The organism is Cohnella luojiensis (assembly GCF_004564235.1).
GTDB lineage: Bacteria > Bacillota > Bacilli > Paenibacillales > Paenibacillaceae > Cohnella > Cohnella luojiensis.
This window is the reverse complement of sequence record NZ_SOMN01000037.1, coordinates 1-18,344: the sequence shown is the minus strand read 5'-3', so window position 1 is coordinate 18,344 and position 18,344 is coordinate 1. Positions and strand designations below refer to the sequence as shown.

Here is an 18,344-nt window from a genome sequence, read left to right as displayed (position 1 = left end):
GCGATGCGAAAAATCATTAAGAACGGAACGATCGTAACGGCGGCGGACACTTACTTTGGCGACATTCTCATCGATGACGGCATTATCGTGATGATCGGCGTGGATTTGGAGGATGACGAAGCCGAGATCGTGGACGCTTCGGGTTGTTATGTCTTTCCGGGCGGAATCGACCCGCACACTCACTTGGATATGCCATTCGGAGGCACGGTCACCGCGGACGATTTCGAATCCGGCACGATAGCCGCCGCCTATGGCGGTACGACGACGGTGATCGATTTCTGCTTGACCTCCAAAGGCGCGCCGCTCGCTAAGGCGGTCGAAACCTGGCATAACAAATCCAAAGGTTTGGCCGTCATCGATTACGGCTTTCATCTGATGGTTTCCGAAGTTACGGACGATGTACTGCACGAGTTGCCGCAAATCATCGAGGAAGAAGGCATTACTTCCCTGAAGGTTTTCATGGCGTATAAGAACGTGCTGCAAGCGGATGACGGCACCTTGTACAAAACGTTGCTGATGGCCAAGGAGCAAGGTGCTTTAGTCATGGTACATGCGGAAAATGGCGACGTGATCGACTTCTTGGTGCGCAAGGCGTTGGAGGAAGGCAATACGGATCCGATCTACCATGCGTTAACGAGACCGGCTATATTGGAAGGCGAAGCAACGGGAAGGGCCGCGGATTTGACGGAATTGGCCGACTCCCAGCTGTACGTCGTTCACGTTACGTGCGCGGAAGCGGTTTGGAAAATCGCGGAGGCGCGCAACAAAGGGCTTCGCGTTTTCGGGGAAACATGCCCGCAATACCTTATGCTCGACCAATCCTCTCTGGAGAAACCGGATTTCGAAGGGGCGAAATACGTATGGTCGCCGCCTCTAAGGGAGCAATGGAATCAGGACGTGTTATGGGATTCCTTGCGCAACGGGCAGCTTCAGACGGTCGGCTCGGATCAATGCTCCTTCAACTTCAAAGGACAGAAGGAATTGGGCTTAGGCGATTTCTCGAAAATCCCGAACGGAGGACCGATGATCGAGGATCGCTTCAGCATTCTGTATTCGGAAGGCGTGCACAAAGGCCGGCTTTCCATTAACAAGTTCGTAGACGTGATCTCCACTGCCAGCGCGAAGCTGTTCGGACTGTTCCCGCAAAAGGGGACGATCGCGATCGGCAGCGACGCGGACATCGTTATTTTCGACCCGTCGGTCGAGCGTACGATATCGGCGGCAACCCATCATATGAAGGTGGATTATAACGCATTCGAAGGGATGCAAGTGACGGGGGAGCCGATATCGGTTCTGAGCCGCGGGGAGTTCGTTATTCGCGACAGGGAGTTCGTCGGCAAACCCGGATACGGCCAATACTTGCATCGCGGACGGTTCGGCGAGGCTGACAAACCGGCGGTTAAGAAGCTTCCGATCGGAGGGGCTTACTAATGTCGGCTTATGAAGAGTTTGCGAGGGAGAAGCGGGCCGTCGATGCTTTGCTGCAGGATGGGTTCGTAATCGTGGGAACTAGTGAAGAGCTCGAGGGAATGGAGCTGCGGTTCAGGAAGAGGCTCGCGGGGTCTACGGAATCCCCGGAGCCGGTCTACGCCAAGCTGCTCTTGTTAACCGCCGACGCACGCAAATACGTATCCAATCTTATTTTCTCTGAGCAACAGAAGAAGCAGGCTTAGAAAATCTTCATGTCGCTTTAGCGGCGGCGATATCTTGTTGAGCGGTGATTTTGTTGCTCATCTCGGCGAGCGATTGAACGATACGCTCAATCACTTCATCTGATTGATAGTAGCCTCCATGTGATCCTAGCGGCGTCCCGCTTAACAAACCAGGATTTCGTACCTCGATATCATCCTTGACGACTTCGGCATATTGTTCGCTCAGGTTCTTGATTGGATAAGCAATGACATCGTCTTTATCGTAAAAATTAACCCATTCCCCGATTTCTTGACCGCGAAGGTTCGGTGCCGGAACAGTAACGGGTTTGCCGAAATCATGATATCGCAAAGTCCACAGCGCAATGGGGCTCCCCATCATATAAAGATGGGTGAGCGTTTCCCCTCTTTCTAATGGAGTATTGTTCATATCGATAATTTCGCGAATGCGAGGCGATATTTTGCCGCATTGCAGATCATATAAATAGTTGCTTGTAATGATCGTTCCAAGACTATGACAAATCAGACAAAGCGGGGCATCCGGGCCTGCTTTGCGGGCCAACGACTGAAGTTTTAGTGCAAAACGTTCATGAATGTCGGCATAAATGTAATTATTTGCAGCTTGGTCATTTTTTATGGGAAGAGGCTGATAAGCGATAGCATCGCCTACGAAATTAATCATGAAACCCCGTGCATCAATCATTTTATCCCATCTAAGATTGTAAGGTACGAGCTTATCTTGTAGCTTTTTTTCGAGATTATCGGTTATATCGGCCCAGTAAATCCCCTCAGGCACAAGCTCGACTTCAGGGCAAATCTCCGCTAATCGTCCTTCTAAAGCAGCAACCATTCCTTGATAGAAGTCAGGATGTTGTTGTCCATTACCGTGCACGAATCCAACAGCAATTTTCATAACATACCCCCCTAATCAGCTATTATAAAAGATTATGCATCGATTTGAGAAATCCTCCCAGGGGGCTGGCTTTTTGTTTTCCGCAAGGAGTTGGTATAATACCCTTATCTCTGAAAACCGGAAATAGGTGCATAAGCAAGCATGAATATATCGGATATACTGTCGAACGTGACGGAAGAGAACCTAAAGGATCTATTGGAACAATATCGGGCTTTCGGCCCTTTTCCCGGCATTGCCTTGACGTTCATGAAATCGTTCATCCCGCCTCTGCCTACAATCCTCATCGTCGGGGTGAATGCGGCCGTCTATGGGCTGTGGCTGGGATTTCTCTATTCTTGGTTAGGTATTGTAAGTGGATGCCTTATCACCTTCCTGATTGTACGCAGAATAGCCGGACATCCTTACTTCGTACGTTGGGCTCGGAAACCGAAGGTACAGAAGAGCTTGATCTGGGTTCGCCGTAACGCGTTCAGTTACGTGTTCCTTCTTAGTCTTTTCCCCGTCGGTCCTTTCGTTGTCATCAATATCGCCGCGGCTGTCGCGCAGATGCGCTTTCGTTCTTTCTTAATCGCGATCGTATTCGGAAAGGCGATCATGGTCATGTCGGTATCGATCATCGGACATGACTTCGGAAGGTTCATCGAGCGTCCGCTTGAACTGATCTACGTCTTCCTTTTCATCGGCGCATCGCTGTGGATCAGCAAGAAAATCGAGTCGCGGTTTTCCGGCGACGCGGAGAACCCGACACCGCTCTCAGGGATCAACGATAACAAAGAAGCTACCCGCTGACGGGCAGCCGTTCTTCAAACCGGTACCATATATGTTATAATCACTACCAACAATAAACCGTAAGGCGGATGATCCTATGTTAAGCTTTCAACAAAAGCTCGCCATTCTCGAATCGTTCCCCCAATTAGAGCGCAGGGACGTATCCCTAGGACGCGTGAATTTCCATTATGAGAAGAGCGTCATCGAGAAGAAAAACGTCGGTTTTCATTTCCACCCGAATGGCAACGGCTATATTTTCGCCGGGGAGATTGAAGGTTACGAGACGGATGAGAAAGGCTTCGTTAACGTTCGCGATTATACCGAGGAGAAGCTTCGCTCCATCGTCGAGCAGTCCATCCAGTCCTTGACGGGAGACGCGTCATGGGAGGAAGGGCAAGAGGAGAAGTGGTTCGACTCGGACCGCAACTTGCTGGTGCTGAAATTCGAGGATGACATGTGGTACATCTTCTCGGGCTTGAATCTCGAGATGGCTTTCGAGACGTACGAAGAAGCCAGGGATTACTTGAGGGAAGAAGCCTTTAACCGGGTTTAGCCGTAACCGGACAACGAAATGAGCGAGTTGAAGGGACAACCCGTAAGCGGGTCGTCCTTTTTTTTATCCTAGTTGAATCTATTGAAGGATTATTTACGTATACATTTAATATATAAGTAAGACAAAGCATCCCCAATCTATTCTTTCTCGGGAGGAAAGAGGAATTATGAAACGTATATTGCTGTTTATCTTGACCAACTTACTCGTCATGCTGACCATCGGCATTATCTTGTCGGTATTCGGAGTCGGCTCTTATCTGAACGAATCGGGCAGCGTGAACTTGATGTCTTTGCTTATCTTTAGCGCGATTGTCGGGTTTACTGGAGCGTTTATCTCGCTCGCGATGTCCCGCATTATGGCTAAATGGATGATGAGGGTTCGCGTTCTGAAGCCGGAAGCCAACTTATCGCACGGTGAGCGGCAGCTCGTCGAGATGGTACATCGATTGTCCCGTTCCGCGGGATTAATGCATATGCCTCAGGTCGGTATCTACGAATCGCATGAAGTGAACGCCTTCGCGACGGGGCCGTCCAAGAAAAGATCGCTCGTCGCGGTATCGACGGGACTGCTGCAAGAGATGGACGCCGATGCGGTTGAAGGCATCGTCGCCCATGAGGTCGCCCATATCGTGAACGGCGACATGGTGACGATGACGTTGCTGCAAGGCGTCGTGAATACCTTTGTCGTGTTCCTGTCCCGCCTCGCGGCTTGGGCGGTAGCCCGCCTGGTGAAAGAAGAACTCGCGTGGATCGTTCATTTGATCGCGGTCATCGTCTTCCAGATCGCGTTCTCCATTCTCGGCAGCATGGTCGTACTCGCGTTCTCCAGATACCGCGAATTCCACGCGGACGCGGGCGGCGCCCACCTGGCCGGTAAAGACAAGATGATTCATGCCCTTCGCGGACTTCAACGCCATACGGACCGCATGAGGGATAGCCAACAGACCGCTATCTCGACTTTGCAGATCAGCGGCAAGAAACGCAGCGCTTTATTCTCCACGCATCCGGACCTGGAAGATCGGATCCGCCGTTTGCAGGCAAGCTAATCCTGTTGTTGTTCGGAGCGAGATACTCGAATTAATCGAGTATCTCGTTTTTTTTGTGGTTAAATTGGGGCAGATACTCGAAAATGTTCTTGTCAGTGACAAAAGTACATAATATAATTCGTATAAAGTTTAATCGCTTTAACTTATAAAAGCTCGTTGTAATCGATGCAAAATCTATTGGTTACAGGCTAAGTTAGACGTTTTTTTCTGGCTATCCGATTAGAAATGTGATTTAGTGATTTCACTCACTTAACTGACACGGCCATTTTGACCACCTCACACGCACACTGGACTAACTTCGCATTTGAGACGGTCACTTTGACCGTCTTGACACGACAACTAGGCATCGATGTTTTGATTTGTATGCTGAAACGGTCATTTTGACCACCTCAAGCGTACACTCAGTCAATATCGCTCTTGAAGCGGTCATTTTGACCGTCTGGACTATGAAAAGTTCATCACACCCTGCGTTGAAGCGTGCCTATGACAAAAGTTTAATCGCTTAAATTTTTGGTGTGGATTATTCTACTTCTTTATCGCAGATCAATGAGGGAGGGATGAAGGCATTCCTCCCTGCCATCCGCATGCGCGAATTGCTCTTTGCTCCAACTGTGGTACTTTAATGACAATCATTCATTTTTTCATACAGGAGCGTTATAACGATGAAGGTCAGTATCTTTGATGTTGCCAAGAAGTCCGGTTTGTCCGTGGTTACGGTATCGAGAGTGCTCAACAACTCCTCTTCGGTACGCCATAATAATAGAGAAAAAGTGCTGCAGGCGATGAAGGAGCTCGACTATCATCCGAATGCTTCCGCACGCAGTCTGGCTCGAGGGAAAACGGGCATTATCGGATTGACTTTGACAACGTTGGATGACTCGTTCTTGGATGCCGTCGTCAAAGAGGTTAACGACAGGCTTGCCGAGCAGGGCTATTTTCTGGCGCTTTCGATTTCGACCGGTTACGAAGATGCGTTTCATCGTTCCTTATTTCAGGAAGACCGCGTTGACGGGGTTATTTTGCTCTCCCCGGTCGATGAGGACGAGTATGTCATGGAGCTTAAGAAGAAGAAAATCCCTTTTATCATGATCGATAATTCCCGCAGGAGTTCCTCCGTTGCTTCCGTTATCGTGGATAACTTTAAGGGAGGATACGATGCGACGAGACACCTTATCGACCTCGGTCATACCGAGATTGCCCATATCGGCGGACCGGACCCTTTTCTCAGCAGCAGAGAACGGGAACAGGGGTATTTGTTGGCGCTTGAAGAAGCGGGATTAAAGCCTTACGGCATTGAACGCGGCACATTTGAAATCTCTTCGGGGTACGGAATCGCCAAGCGGTGGATCGATTCAGGGAATCTGCCGTCGGCGATTTTCGCCTCGGATGACTATATGGCGCTCGGCGTCATCAACGCATGCATGGTCGAGGGCGTACGAATCCCTCAAGATCTATCGATTATCGGTTTCGACGATCAAATATTCGCTTCCGAGCTTCGGCCGTTGCTTACCACGATCCGGCAGCCGGCTGACAAAATCGGCGCGGCAAGCGTTGATCTGCTTCTTGGAGCCATTAACGATCCGTCAAAACGAAACGTAACGATTCAAATCGAACCGGAACTGATCATCAGGGAATCAACGGCACGTAAAACATAGGTTGGCATAGGCAGGAGTGAGCGCGTTGAAATATTATTTAGGCGTCGATGGCGGCGGAAGCAAAACGTATACGCTGATTGTCGATGAGCAAGGAAAGATCGTAGGCAAAGGGAGCAGCGGCAACGGGAATCACCAGGTAGGTTACGATGAAGCGAGACGCAATATTCGTAAATCCGTCGAGATGGCATTGGAGCATGCAAGGCTAAAGCGGGAAAATATCGAATTCGCCTATTTTGGCTTGGCGGGCGCGGACAGGGAGGCGGATTACAAGATTCTGCGTCCCATGATCGCAGAGCTTGGGTTTCCAAGGCATGAGATCAATTGCGATACGATGATCGCCCTTCGGGCGGGTACGAATCGCCCGTATGGGGTCGTGCTGATCTGCGGAACCGGAACGAATAGCGCAGGAGTGAACCGGGAAGGACGGTTCTACCAATGCGGCGGATTCTCCTATCAATTCGGGGACTTCGGCGGCGGCGGTTCGTTGTGCGTCGAGGCATTCCGGGCGGTCATTCGAGCATGGGATGGCCGCGAACGCCCTACCTTGTTGACGCAGCTCGTCTTAGACGAGCTTAGGTACGCCAGCGTGCAAGAGATGTTCGACGATTATCTGGATCATAACGAGGTTCCTCCGCTCAAATTGACGAAGCTGCTGTTCCAGGCGGCGAATCAGGGGGATGCGGTATCCAGGGAAATCCTGCGGAACCAAGGCGTGGAGCTGGGCAAGTCAGCCAAAGCCGTCATCAAGCATCTTGATATGGGAAGCGAGTGCTTTGACGTTGTGCTGGCAGGAAGCGTCGTGACCCGCGGAGAAGGGGACTTCGTTCATGCTTACATTGAACATGCCGTCAAGGAAGCAGCCCCGCGTGCGACTATCGTAAAGCTTAAAGTGGAGCCGGTTGTCGGAGCGGTATGGCTTGCGGCCGAATCTAGCGGAATTGGCTTGCCGGAAAAGATCAATCGTCGATTGCGCTCTATATCCGACTTTAGCTTGATTTGAACGACATGATGATAGAGATGGCCGACAAGGGAGATGGACGATAGATGGCAAAAGGAAACGGTTTGAAAATCGCGGTCATCGGCGGAGGTTCCTCGTACACGCCGGAGATCGTGGAAGGATTTATTCAGAGATACGAGCAGTTGCCGGTCAGAGAGCTATGGCTTGTCGATATCGAGGCAGGCATGCATAAGCTTGAGATCGTAGGCGAGCTGGCGAAAAGGATGGTAGCCCGATCAGGGCTTCCTATAGAAGTGCATTTGACTCTAGACCGTCGCAAGGCAATTGAAGGAGCGGATTTCGTCTCGACGCAAATGCGGGTAGGACTGCTTGAAGCTCGCAAATGGGATGAACATATCCCGAATAAATACGGGGTCATCGGGCAAGAAACGACGGGGCCGGGCGGGATGATGAAGGCGCTGCGAACGATTCCGGTATTGCTGGATATCTGCAAGGATATCGAGGAGCTGGCTCCTAATGCGTGGTTGCTGAATTTCACGAACCCGGCCGGGATGGTTACCGAGGCGATTACTCGCTATTCGAAGGTGAAGAGCATCGGGCTCTGCAACGCTCCTATCGGATTGCACAAATGGCTGAGCAAGAAATACGAGACGGCGACGGACCGCATCTATACCGAGTTTGTCGGGCTTAATCATCTCCACTGGGTGACTCGGATCGAAGTCGACGGCGAAGACAAACTAACGGAATTACTGGATAAACGCGAAGAATATTCGGGGAAAAACGTTCCCGCGTCGGAATGGGATTTGGATTTCTTGCGCGGGCTAGGCGGATTTCCGTCCTATTACTTAAAGTACTTCTACATGACGGACGTAATGCTCGACGAGCAGTTGGAATCCTTGAAAGCGAACGGTACGCGTGCAGAGGTCGTCAAACGCGTGGAAGACGAGCTGTTCGAGCTGTACAAGAACCCGGACCTGAAGGAAAAGCCGAAGCAGCTCGAGAAACGCGGCGGCGCCTACTATTCCGAAGCGGCGGTAAACCTGATGGACTCGCTTTACAACGATAAGAGGGATATTCAAACCTTGAACGTCGCGAACGGCAGAACGCTGGAATTTCTGCCTGCGGATGCTTCGATCGAGGTCAATTGCGTCGTGACGGGCAAAGGCCCGATCGTGCTTCCGGTATCGGTCGTACCCGAGCAAGCGAAAGGCTTGATCGCGGCGGTCAAGAATTATGAACGGCTGACTATCGAAGCCGCGATTACCGGGGACAGGGGTATAGCGCTTCAAGCAATGGCGAGCCACCCGTTAGTCCCTTCTGTGAACGTGGCCAAAGCGATGCTGGACGAGATGCTGGAGAAGAACAAGCCTTATCTTCCGGTGTTTACCAAATAGCGGTGGATTTATTTCGGGTAATGGCGATTCTGGCCGTACTGCTCAATTCGCGTTTCCGGCTTTTCTGTTCATGGGGTAAAATCCAATAGTTGAACAGGACTCGGGTTTACCGTTAAAATAGAGGAACAAATGTTCTTTTATTAGGAGAATCCATCCCATGCCGCATACGGTAGCCCTTTCAGTTAGAGGCCTTGTCGAGTACGTGTTCTTAAGCGGGAGCATCGATTCGGGGTTTCGTACGATGACCACGCTGGCAGAGGGTACGAAAGCCCATCAGAGAATACAGAAGCAATACGGCGAGCAGGACCAAAAAGAAGTGCATCTAAGCGCGGAGATCCCTTACGGGGATCTCCTATTTGTCGTAGACGGGCGATGCGATGGGCTGCTGGTCGGCGAGGACGGCGGGATCACGATCGACGAGATCAAGTCGACTTCGATGGATATCGGCGCGATGACGGAAGAGGATTCTTATCCGGTGCATTGGGCGCAGGCTAATTTTTACGCGTACATGTATGCCTTGAATAGCGGAGTGCAGAGGATGCGCGTTCGCCTGACCTATGTTCAAGTCGACACGGAGGAGCAGAAGCGATTCGAGCGGGAAGTCGCCTTGGAAGAGCTGGTGCCTTACATTGCGCAGATCGTGGAAAGTTATGCGCCCTATGCCCGAATGCTGCAGCGCAATGAGCGGTTGAGAGATGAGAGCATCGAAGGGTTGGACTTTCCGTTCGCCGCTTATCGGGAAGGGCAAAGGAAGCTCGTTAGCTCCGTCTACAAGGCGATCGACGAGGGACGCAAGCTGTTCGCCAAGGCTCCGACGGGAATCGGGAAGACGATATCGACCTTGTATCCGGCGATTAAGGCGATCGGGTTGGGCAAAATTCAGCATCTATTCTACTTAACGGCCAGGACGATTACGAGGACGGCAGCGGAGGATGCGTTGTCTCTGATGAAGTCGCAGGGGCTTATTCTGCGTGCGGTGACGGTCACCGCAAAGGACAAGATCTGCTTTCAAGAGGAAGTGGATTGCCGGAAGGAGAAGTGCCCCTACGCGGAGGGGTACTATGATCGCATAAACGGAGCTATTCTTGACCTGTTGGAAAACGAGACGTTGATTCGGCGGGATGTTATCGAGAAATATGCGCGCAAGCATATGGTTTGTCCCTTCGAGATGTCGCTCGACGCCGCATATGGCGCGGATGCCGTTATCTGCGATTACAACTACTTATTCGATCCTCGCGTCTCATTGAAACGCTTGACCGGCGAACGAAAACACGAAACCGTCCTGCTGGTGGATGAGGCGCATAACCTGATCGACCGCGCCCGGGAGATGTACTCGGCGGCATTGGACAAGAAGGATTTCCTCGAGCTGGAGCGGGAGTTCAAGGGGGTTCGCGCGGATATTCATTCGGCGGCCAAGGCGATTAATAAGCGGTTCATCGAGGTCAGGAAGAGATCGGACGGTGAGGCTGCAATAACCAAAGAGGCCCCGAGAGAGCTGCTGGAATTGGTTGAGGTTTTCGTAGCGCAGGCGGAGCGGGAGTTGGCGGCGGGCGCCGTAAGCACGAGACTTCTGGAGGTTTATTTTGAGGCACTAAGTTTTATTAGGATTGGCAAGCTATACGACGAGAGCTACATTACGTACTCCGAAGTCAACCGAAACGATGTCCGGCTGAAAATGTTCTGCATGAATCCGTCCCAGCTATTGCGGCAGATGGGCAAAGGCTTCCGCTCGCACGTCTTCTTCTCGGCGACGTTATCCCCGCTCATTTATTTCATGGACATGCTGGGCGCGGACGAAGAGGATTATTCGGTTACGCTCGGATCTCCTTTCGCCAAGGAACAATGGGAAGTGTCCATTGCCCCGATCTCCACGAGGTACGCGGACCGGGAAGAGACGAAAGCGCCTTTAGTCCATTTGCTTCGCGGGCTAGTGGAGAAAAGGCCCGGGAATTATTTGTACTTCTTCCCGTCCTATGCGTATATGAACGGGGTTTACGAGGTATTCATGGCGGAGAACGATCATGAGCGCGTGCGGACTTTGCTGCAGACGCCGGATATGGCGGAGGAGGAACGGGAAAGTTTTCTCGCTGCGTTCGACGCGGAGAACGCTCAGAGTTTGGTGGGATTCGCGGTTATGGGAGGCATTTTCTCGGAAGGCATCGATCTGGTTGGCGACCGGCTGCAGGGAGTGGCAGTCGTCGGGGTAGGCATGCCTCAGCTCGGGTTGGAACGGAATTTAATCAAGAGTTACTTCGACGATGAAGGGCGCAACGGATTTAATTATGCCTACGTGTACCCTGGAATCAATAAAGTGCTGCAGGCGGGGGGCAGGCTCATCCGTTCCGAGCGGGACCGCGGCGTGCTCGCGCTCATCGACGACAGGTACCTGAAGCCGCAATATTCCCGTCTGCTGCCGGAGGAGTGGCGGAGATGATGGATTATGTCCTTAGAAAGTATGGCTAGAGCACGTGGGAAGTGGATCGGAAGGGCTGTAACTATAAAAAGTATGGCTAGAGCACGTGGGAAGTGGATCGGAAGGGCTGTAACTATAAAAAGTATGGCTAGAGCACGTGGGAAGTGAATCGGAAGGGCTGTAACTATAAAAAGTATGGCTAGAGCACGTGGGAAGCGAATCGGAAGGGCTGTAACTATAAAAAGTATGGCTACAGCAACGTTCGAGAGCGTTTCAAATGGATCTACTAAAAGATAATGTAAAACCCGCGAAATCCGCGCCGAAGCGCGAATGTCGCGGGTTTTCTTCGTAAACGGTTTATTCCGCGGCGCTCGCGGATGGGCTTTCTACGGCACCCGACTCTGCCGGAACGCTTGCGTCCGGCGTGTTATCTTCGACGACTACGTCCGTGCCGCCGTTGTTGCCGTTATCGTTGCATGCGGTAGCGCCGAACAGCAAAGCGACGCTCATCGTGGCGGTTAGAAGGATTGTGATCCATTTCCTATTGTTTGTTTTGGATTCCATGTGGAAGTCCCCTCTCTGCAGATCGAATTTTTGCGGTACTGAGAGATTAATACCCCATGGCTACGGGAAGCGAAACATTAGAATTATGATAATGTTGTTAGCGGGTAAGCAATATGATATAGTAGGCGGCGGAAATGTCGAACGGTGAAACATAGATTATGAAAGGGGCATGAACGTAGATGTCCGTGTTAAATATCGTGCTATTCGGAGAATCGATTCTTCGCAAGAAAGCCAGGCCCGTAGAGGGGCTAACGCCGAAAATGCTCAAGCTGCTGGACGATATGGCCGAAACGCTCTATGCGTCGGAAGGCCGGGCTGGCTTAGCGGCGCCTCAGGTAGGAATCCTTAGACGAATCATCGTCATGGACTGTGGCGAGGGACTCATCGAACTTATCAATCCGGAGATAATAGAGGCAAGCGGGGAGCAAGAGGGTGCCGAGGCTTGCTTGTCCTTTCCAGGCTACCATGGCTACGTGAAGAGAGCCCAGTACGTGAAGATTACGACGCTTAACCGGCAAGGAGAGAAAGTCGACCTTGAAGGCGAAGGCTTCCTGGCTCGCTGCATGCAGCATGAGATCGACCATCTTAACGGAATCTTATTCGTCGACCATGTTCGGGACCCTTGGATCTATGAGGACCAGACCCAGCGCAAGATCGGCGTTCTGGAAGTCGTGAAGCTGACGAATAAGGGATTGTAGGACACCTTGCGGGTGTCTTTTTTTATACTCGGGCAGAGGTTCAATTCCTTGATAAAGGGTTAAAATGTTAAAGCATAAATAAATCGTGCGAGGAGGAATCCAAATGTCCGAGTACAACCATGTCGTGGACAAGGACGGAGACATCGATCCGAGCAAGGTGGATCGCGCGATCTCCAGTATCGATGCCGACGAGAAGGACCGAATCCTCAGGGATTTCGATGAATTTAAAGGTTATCTAGGCAAACGCATTAAGATGGCGGAAAGCATTGGCCTAGGCGAGGAGCAAATGGCCGTAATCGCCCAGAAGGTGGCGGATTACTTGGCAAGCCATGAGGATGCCCGCAATAGCGAAGAGAAGCTTCTACAGGAGCTATGGAAAGTCGGTACGGAAGAAGAACGCCACAAGCTGGCGCACATGCTCGTGAAGCTGGCACATTCGCAACGTCAACATTAACGGGTAGAGGGATGTCCGATTAGGGGCATCCTCTTTTGCATCAACGACTAAGCAAAGAGACCGCCCGACGGGCGATCTCTTTCGGATCCTATCCGATGAATTTACTGAGGGCGAATGCGGACGACTCCGATATCGACTGCGTTAATGGAAATGGCGTTTCCGCCTTGATTAATGGAAGCATTCGCTTTTTGGCCGACATTGACGTTCGTTTTGCCGTTTTTCCATTTCTTGACGTTAGACGAGGATTTGCGTGGCATCGTTTACCACCCCCTTCCATGGGAGTAGGGCGAGTAACTTTTAAAGGCGACCTTTGCCTTTGCCTTTGCGTTGCTTAGTGAACTTGATGTTAAGCGCATTGCTTGCTAGAGCGTTGCCGGAATCGGCGTGGGCGTTAGCGAGCTGATAAATTTGAATGACGAGATAATGGTTCTTGCCAATGCGGCGGCGGAAGGATTTCACTCGGGTACGGGTCACGGTTGAACCCCCTTGTCCATGTATTCCTCCACATCGTATGAGCGAATTCTTCATGCTGTCGCGGCATTTGATTAAACCGAAGCGAATTTCCGCTATGGATAGTAATCAAAAACCCCTTCCTAAGAGAGAGAAGGGGCCATCGTATGCGCGTCGTAAATTATTTATTGGTGCTGTGCTGCTTTCCAGGAAGCTTTAGGCCGGGTTTCTCGCTGGAGTCTCCCGCGCTTGGGCGACGTCTGTTCCGTTTATCCTTCTTCTGCGTATCGTGTAATTTCTCTACAAACTGATGCGTATCGTCCATTGGAAAGAAGGTCCCTCCTAAAATTGAGATCACCTACATACTATTCCCAAAATGAAGGATTCTACATGCATCGTTCACTTGAATGCGATGGAGCTGGCCAGTTCCGCACCGCTCTCGCCGGCGTGATAGACGGAGAGCGTTTCTTTGCCGTCGTCCAAGACAACGTACGCGCAGCAATCGAACAGAATCAAGCCTCTCAATTTGCCTTTGACGCGGATGGATTCATGGAATCCTTTGCCGATGTCATCGAAATCGTTCGCGGTATAAGTGACGACTTCATCGCCGATTTGCTCCGAATAGTGATGGCCGGTTCTGGTGACGATTTTGTCGCGGGGAGCGGCATGAACGCGGCCGCTGAAATAAGCGTCGATAGAGTCGTTCTCTTTGCATGGGGCAAATTTCGGCCACAGGTCGCTGAATACCATATAGCCGTTTTTGTCGTTCTTGATCAAGATCATCTGAACCTGCATCGGCCCGTAAGGAATGACGAACAGATCCTTCAGATCGCCGATGCGTTCCTTGCCCTTCGTTTGGTATAGTTGGCCGTCATTGTTATAAACGTATACTTGCTTGCCGACTTGAAGGGCGGCGAATGCCCCGTCTGTTTGAAGCGATGCGTTAACGGGAGCAAGGGGAGCCGGTGGTGCTGGCTCTTGGCTGCTTTCGGCCGCGTAAGCAAGAGTTGGAACCATTAGGGCGCATACGAGCGCGGTTGTCGTGAGTAATCGAAGCGTCTTTTTCATATCGATAATGTCTCCTTGGAAATTGTTCGTTGGAGAAGCTTCGCCGTGCACTGCGAAATCCTCTTTCCGTTCCACGAGAGTCATTATATTCCATCGATACGTAACCGCATAAGTTACCGGCGTCATCGTTTTAGTCATATTACAGTCACGTCGTCGGGAGTTGTTGTTGTCATATGTTGGCTTTGCGCATCAAATAAGGGTAGAGCAGGATCAGTCCGGCCACGTAAAGCGCCACGGCGACATAAGCGGGCAGAAGGTGCAAGAAATCGGTGTAATCGATATGGTAATGAACGCTCAGACCGGCGATGAACGCTGGGGCTCCGCCCGCTAGCAAAGTCCACCACAACCAACGCTCGCCCTGCTGCAGTCCCCACAGCGCGAGAATGAGAAGCATGACGGCGTCGGAGAAGAGGGCTCCCCCGAAACCTGCCCGGTCATGGGCGATGAGCGGAATTAACCGTGGGTTAGCCAGCTCCAATTGTTCTCGGCTTACGCCCATGAATGCTAAATCCTGAGGGACGAATACATGGGTGACTCCGACGCTCGCGATGACGACACCTCCTACGCTCAATGCGATGCCCAAAGCTACGAAGCATAGCTGCCCCCACATGGCGAGACGCCATTGTCGGCTATTGCGCAGGTTCACCGGCTTGCGGAAGGGCTGATCGGGATTTCTTCGCATGGCAAGCAGGAACATGGGGAAGAGTACGGCTGCCGCGGCTGCATGGAAGGGATCGAAGAAACCGTATCCCAAATACAAGAAAAAGCTAGGGAAACCGACGACTCCCGAAGTCATTAGAGCTGTTCTCGCCCAGTGCAGACCGAATCTCAAGCCGTTCTTCGCCAATTGGTAGTAGAGGATGCCAATGGATATCATCGTGCCGGCTAACGTGATTCTATCGTGTGACATGAAGTGCAGCAGATGCTGATTGATCTGCTGGAGCTCCTCGCGCGTCATTTCTAGGAAATCTTCATCATAAGGGAGCACGACTGAAGATGCCGCGATTAGCCAAGCGATCATGCCCCCGACGATCATGCCGATGCCGAGCAGACACATCCAGCCCCAATGCTTCCAGAAGGAAGGTTGTTCCGGCAGAGGGGATGATCTTATTTTATCGTAGATGATGGCTTCGTTAACCCGTTTGGGGAATCCCGGGCCGGAGAATACGAGACCGCTGTTTAGCAGCACGTTGTCGGCTCCGGCTTGGAGCATATCCAGAGCGTCCTGAGGTTCATGTACCGCGGCGCTTGCTTTAATAACGCTATCCTTGGAAATGGCGGCTCTTAGTAGTTTTATTTTGGATAGGATGAGCTCTTTACCCCTACGGCTTACTTCTACTCCGCGGCTTTCCCTAAGGGAATTGCCGATGACGTATCCAGACCATATGGTGGAATCGGTTCGGGCGATGGCTTGTTCCAGCCAAGATTCCGGATAGTCCAAGGGAACGTGCAGGAACAATGGCTTTCCGTTTAAGTAGGGGTGCCGTTGCCGTGTCATCGCGATGACTTGTTCCAGTAGGTTGAGATTGGCTTCTTGATCTCTTTCGCATGACAAGAAATCTAGGTAGAATCCTGCGACTGTCTCGGAAGTTAAAGAGTGAAGCAGGGATTTCAGCTCAGCAGTGACTTGTTCGGAGGAGCTTCCCGGCATCGGCGCGATCCGAACGAATTGCGGCAAGGGATGGCTCGGGTTCTTGATCATCCGCTTCATCCGGGGAAGTCCCTCATTCTCATACTCGCAAGGATAGACGATTCTCTCCTGTCGCCAATCGTTAAGGATGGGCTCGGGGCTAGCGATCGGATGAAGGGTGACGGGGCCGATCTCTATAAAACCGAATCCGAATTGAGAGATGGCTCGGTGCGCGGTGCCCTGAGGGTCCACGATACCCGATAACCCAACGGGTGTAGGAACCGGGATTCCGGCAATTCGCCCCTGCAATAGGGGGGGAGGCTCCATGTGTCCTAACGTCTTAATCAGCAAGGTGCCCCCAGGGAGGCGGCTTATCCTTCTCATCGCGTTCAGCGTTAAGCCGCGCGCGGCCCGGGAAGGCAACCGAAACAATAGCGGACGAAACAAGGTTTGGTAAGACCAATCCGGCACGAGCTCAACTCCCAGCAATATTTTCAAAAAGAGTATATCACATCCTGGAGGGGCGATTGGGTTGTCGCGGACGAGCGAACCTGATAAGATTCGGTTAGGTTTTACGAAATTCATCGGAGCAAGCGGGGAGCCAGACATGAAATTCGCCGTTCAATATTTATCTTTTTTCGTCATTCAGAATGAGGGATCCGATCCGGATGGGCCTAAGAAGTACAAGCATTATCAAACGTTAACGCACGAAGAGTACCAGGATAGCGAACTGAAATTGTTCCTCGACGGGGAGTTCAAGCGAATCGCCAAACGGAAAGCGGAGATTAACGCGGTATCCGAACAGGTGCCGACGAAGATCGGACGATTCGTCGTGGAGCCCGGACATGATTTGACGAGCAATCCTAACTATAATTTGTTTCAACGTCTAAGAACAGCTGCGGACAAAGCGGAGTTTCACAATTGCGGCGATGACTTGCTTCGCATCTATATGGATACTCAATCGGCGAGGGGTGGAGCGTTCGTGCTGGCTACGGCCAAGCTGAACGAGCTGTATAATGATCCTTTCCTGTTCCTGTTCAAATGCGATTTTGAATCGAAGATCGCGAGGGTGTCGGATGAGAAAAGCTTGATCTCCCAAGTGGAGATGGCGATTAACGCGAAAAATATCAAGTCCATTCAATATCCGCATATGCCGGAGGAAGGGATGCTGGAGGAGTGGGAGCTGAAGATTCATCAAGCTTCCCATGCCAGGTATTTCGAGGATTTCCTTAAGTATGTCAGCTACGAGAAGTCGAAGCCCGAGATCGTGGCCGACCAGGTAATGGAATTGGTTCATCAGTATATGGAAACCAAGTGGCAAGGCGCGGATATCCCGTATCACGCGGAGGATGCGGCAGAAGCTGCGGAGACGGAAGAAACGGTCGCGATGCGGCAAGAAAAGCAGCAATTCGACGTATGGGCCGCGGGCGAGAAACGCGAGCTGCAGGAGAAATGGACCCACGAGCATGTCGTCGAAGCGACCAAACAGATAGTGGAGATGCAGCCTGATCTCGAGCTGAAGTTCCGGCTGGACGATGTGTTGATCAAGGGGCACATGGACGACTACGGCAACAACATCCATATCGCCCGGATGAACGGACGGTACGTCGTTCTGATCGAAGGGGACTCCTTCCAGTTCGACAAAGGCGTATCGCCTATCGAGCTGCTCCATCCGGAGGAGATGAACGAGGTGCTGCGGCGCGTAGGCAACGGCGTTCGCCGGGTAGCCCCGGGCGAAGCTCCGGCTTTGGATTGAGTTACAGCCGGAGGCGGGTTGCCTCTGGCTGAAGTGCCTCTGTTGAGCATAGCGCTATGCGGTGCTGGTTTTGCCGCGCAAGTGGCGAGGTAAGGACCGCGTAGCGGCAGGATTTGCCGTTAAGCCCGCGCAAGTGGCGAGGTAAGGACCGCGTAGCGGCAGGATTTGCCGTTAAGCCCGCGCAAGTGGCGAGGTAAGGACCGCGTAGCGGCAGGATTTGCCGTTAAGCCCGCGCAAGTGGCGAGGTAGGGACCGCGTAGCGGCAGGATTTGCCGTTAAGCCCGCGCAAGTGGCGAGGTAAGGACCGCGTAGCGGCAGGATTTGCCGTTAAGCCCGCGCAAGTGGCGAGGTAAGGACCGCGTAGCGGCAGGATTTG

General features: G+C 51.9%; 19 protein-coding genes. 12 read left to right on the top strand and 7 right to left on the bottom strand.

The genetic code is table 11. From position 1 onward, the window contains the following. Positions 1-3: 3 nt before the first annotated feature. Positions 4-1,431, top strand: coding sequence for a dihydropyrimidinase (gene hydA / locus E2980_RS19955; RefSeq protein WP_135153990.1), 1,428 nt, complete (start codon positions 4-6; stop codon positions 1,429-1,431). Further along, on the top strand, positions 1,431-1,673 hold the full coding sequence (locus E2980_RS19950; RefSeq protein WP_135153989.1) for a hypothetical protein: 243 nt from the start codon (positions 1,431-1,433) through the stop codon (positions 1,671-1,673). The genes hydA and E2980_RS19950 overlap by 1 nt, the downstream gene beginning before the upstream one ends. A 7-nt stretch (positions 1,674-1,680) precedes the next feature. Here the strand turns inward: E2980_RS19950 and E2980_RS19945 are convergent, their stop codons facing one another. After that, positions 1,681-2,562: a hypothetical protein gene (locus E2980_RS19945; protein ID WP_135153988.1), complete on the bottom strand. Its 882-nt coding sequence runs from the start codon at positions 2,560-2,562 to the stop codon at positions 1,681-1,683. 141 nt (positions 2,563-2,703) lie between these two features. On the opposite strand from E2980_RS19945, the gene E2980_RS19940 reads away from it, so the two are divergent. The 7 genes from E2980_RS19940 to E2980_RS19910 all read left to right on the top strand — a co-directional run bounded on the left by E2980_RS19940 (position 2,704) and on the right by E2980_RS19910 (position 11,369). After that, positions 2,704-3,351 carry a TVP38/TMEM64 family protein gene (locus E2980_RS19940; protein WP_135153987.1) on the top strand — a complete coding sequence of 216 codons (648 nt, stop codon included), beginning with the start codon at positions 2,704-2,706 and terminating at the stop codon, positions 3,349-3,351. 76 nt (positions 3,352-3,427) lie between these two features. Further along, on the top strand, positions 3,428-3,883 hold the full coding sequence (locus tag E2980_RS19935; RefSeq protein ID WP_135153986.1) for a hypothetical protein: 456 nt from the start codon (positions 3,428-3,430) through the stop codon (positions 3,881-3,883). Between the two features lie 163 nt (positions 3,884-4,046). Beyond that, the gene (htpX, locus tag E2980_RS19930) at positions 4,047-4,928 is read left to right on the top strand and encodes a protease HtpX (protein ID WP_135153985.1); all 882 of its coding nucleotides are present in this window, start codon (positions 4,047-4,049) and stop codon (positions 4,926-4,928) included. A gap of 662 nt (positions 4,929-5,590) precedes the next feature. Then, complete coding sequence (locus E2980_RS19925; protein ID WP_135153984.1) at positions 5,591-6,583, top strand: LacI family DNA-binding transcriptional regulator; 993 nt, start codon at positions 5,591-5,593, stop codon at positions 6,581-6,583. A gap of 25 nt (positions 6,584-6,608) precedes the next feature. Next, positions 6,609-7,583: an N-acetylglucosamine kinase gene (locus E2980_RS19920; protein WP_135153983.1), complete on the top strand. Its 975-nt coding sequence runs from the start codon at positions 6,609-6,611 to the stop codon at positions 7,581-7,583. A 44-nt stretch (positions 7,584-7,627) separates the two neighbouring features. Then, positions 7,628-8,935, top strand: a complete 1,308-nt coding sequence (locus tag E2980_RS19915; RefSeq protein ID WP_135153982.1) for a 6-phospho-beta-glucosidase — start codon at positions 7,628-7,630, stop codon at positions 8,933-8,935. A gap of 157 nt (positions 8,936-9,092) precedes the next feature. Continuing rightward, positions 9,093-11,369, top strand: a complete 2,277-nt coding sequence (locus tag E2980_RS19910; RefSeq protein WP_135153981.1) for an ATP-dependent DNA helicase — start codon at positions 9,093-9,095, stop codon at positions 11,367-11,369. 336 nt (positions 11,370-11,705) lie between these two features. Here E2980_RS19910 and E2980_RS19905 read toward each other — a convergent pair whose 3' ends face one another. Further along, a complete protein-coding gene (locus E2980_RS19905; RefSeq protein WP_135153980.1) occupies positions 11,706-11,912 on the bottom strand; it encodes a hypothetical protein in 207 nt (68 codons plus the stop codon). Between the two features lie 179 nt (positions 11,913-12,091). On the opposite strand from E2980_RS19905, the gene def reads away from it, so the two are divergent. Then, positions 12,092-12,610, top strand: a complete 519-nt coding sequence (def, locus tag E2980_RS19900; protein WP_135153979.1) for a peptide deformylase — start codon at positions 12,092-12,094, stop codon at positions 12,608-12,610. Between the two features lie 103 nt (positions 12,611-12,713). Beyond that, on the top strand, positions 12,714-13,064 hold the full coding sequence (locus E2980_RS19895) for a DUF3243 domain-containing protein (protein WP_135153978.1): 351 nt from the start codon (positions 12,714-12,716) through the stop codon (positions 13,062-13,064). Positions 13,065-13,165: 101 nt separating this feature from the next. On the opposite strand, the gene E2980_RS24350 is transcribed toward E2980_RS19895, so the two are convergent. The 5 genes from E2980_RS24350 to E2980_RS19880 form a co-directional block, all read right to left on the bottom strand. After that, on the bottom strand, positions 13,166-13,321 hold the full coding sequence (locus tag E2980_RS24350) for a hypothetical protein (protein WP_167747195.1): 156 nt from the start codon (positions 13,319-13,321) through the stop codon (positions 13,166-13,168). Between the two features lie 40 nt (positions 13,322-13,361). Beyond that, on the bottom strand, positions 13,362-13,538 hold the full coding sequence (locus E2980_RS24345; protein WP_167747194.1) for a hypothetical protein: 177 nt from the start codon (positions 13,536-13,538) through the stop codon (positions 13,362-13,364). Between the two features lie 157 nt (positions 13,539-13,695). Then, positions 13,696-13,839 carry a DUF4023 family protein gene (locus tag E2980_RS19890; protein ID WP_135153977.1) on the bottom strand — a complete coding sequence of 48 codons (144 nt, stop codon included), beginning with the start codon at positions 13,837-13,839 and terminating at the stop codon, positions 13,696-13,698. Between the two features lie 74 nt (positions 13,840-13,913). After that, on the bottom strand, positions 13,914-14,720 hold the full coding sequence (locus tag E2980_RS19885) for a hypothetical protein (protein ID WP_135153976.1): 807 nt from the start codon (positions 14,718-14,720) through the stop codon (positions 13,914-13,916). Positions 14,721-14,751: 31 nt separating this feature from the next. Beyond that, entirely contained in the window at positions 14,752-16,683 is a 1,932-nt protein-coding gene (locus E2980_RS19880; RefSeq protein ID WP_135153975.1) for a dihydroorotate dehydrogenase, read from the bottom strand. 136 nt (positions 16,684-16,819) lie between these two features. On the opposite strand from E2980_RS19880, the gene E2980_RS19875 reads away from it, so the two are divergent. After that, positions 16,820-17,968 (top strand): DUF3900 domain-containing protein, encoded by a 1,149-nt coding sequence (locus E2980_RS19875; protein ID WP_135154020.1) that lies wholly within the window; start codon positions 16,820-16,822, stop codon positions 17,966-17,968. The last annotated feature ends 376 nt before the right edge of the window (positions 17,969-18,344 follow it).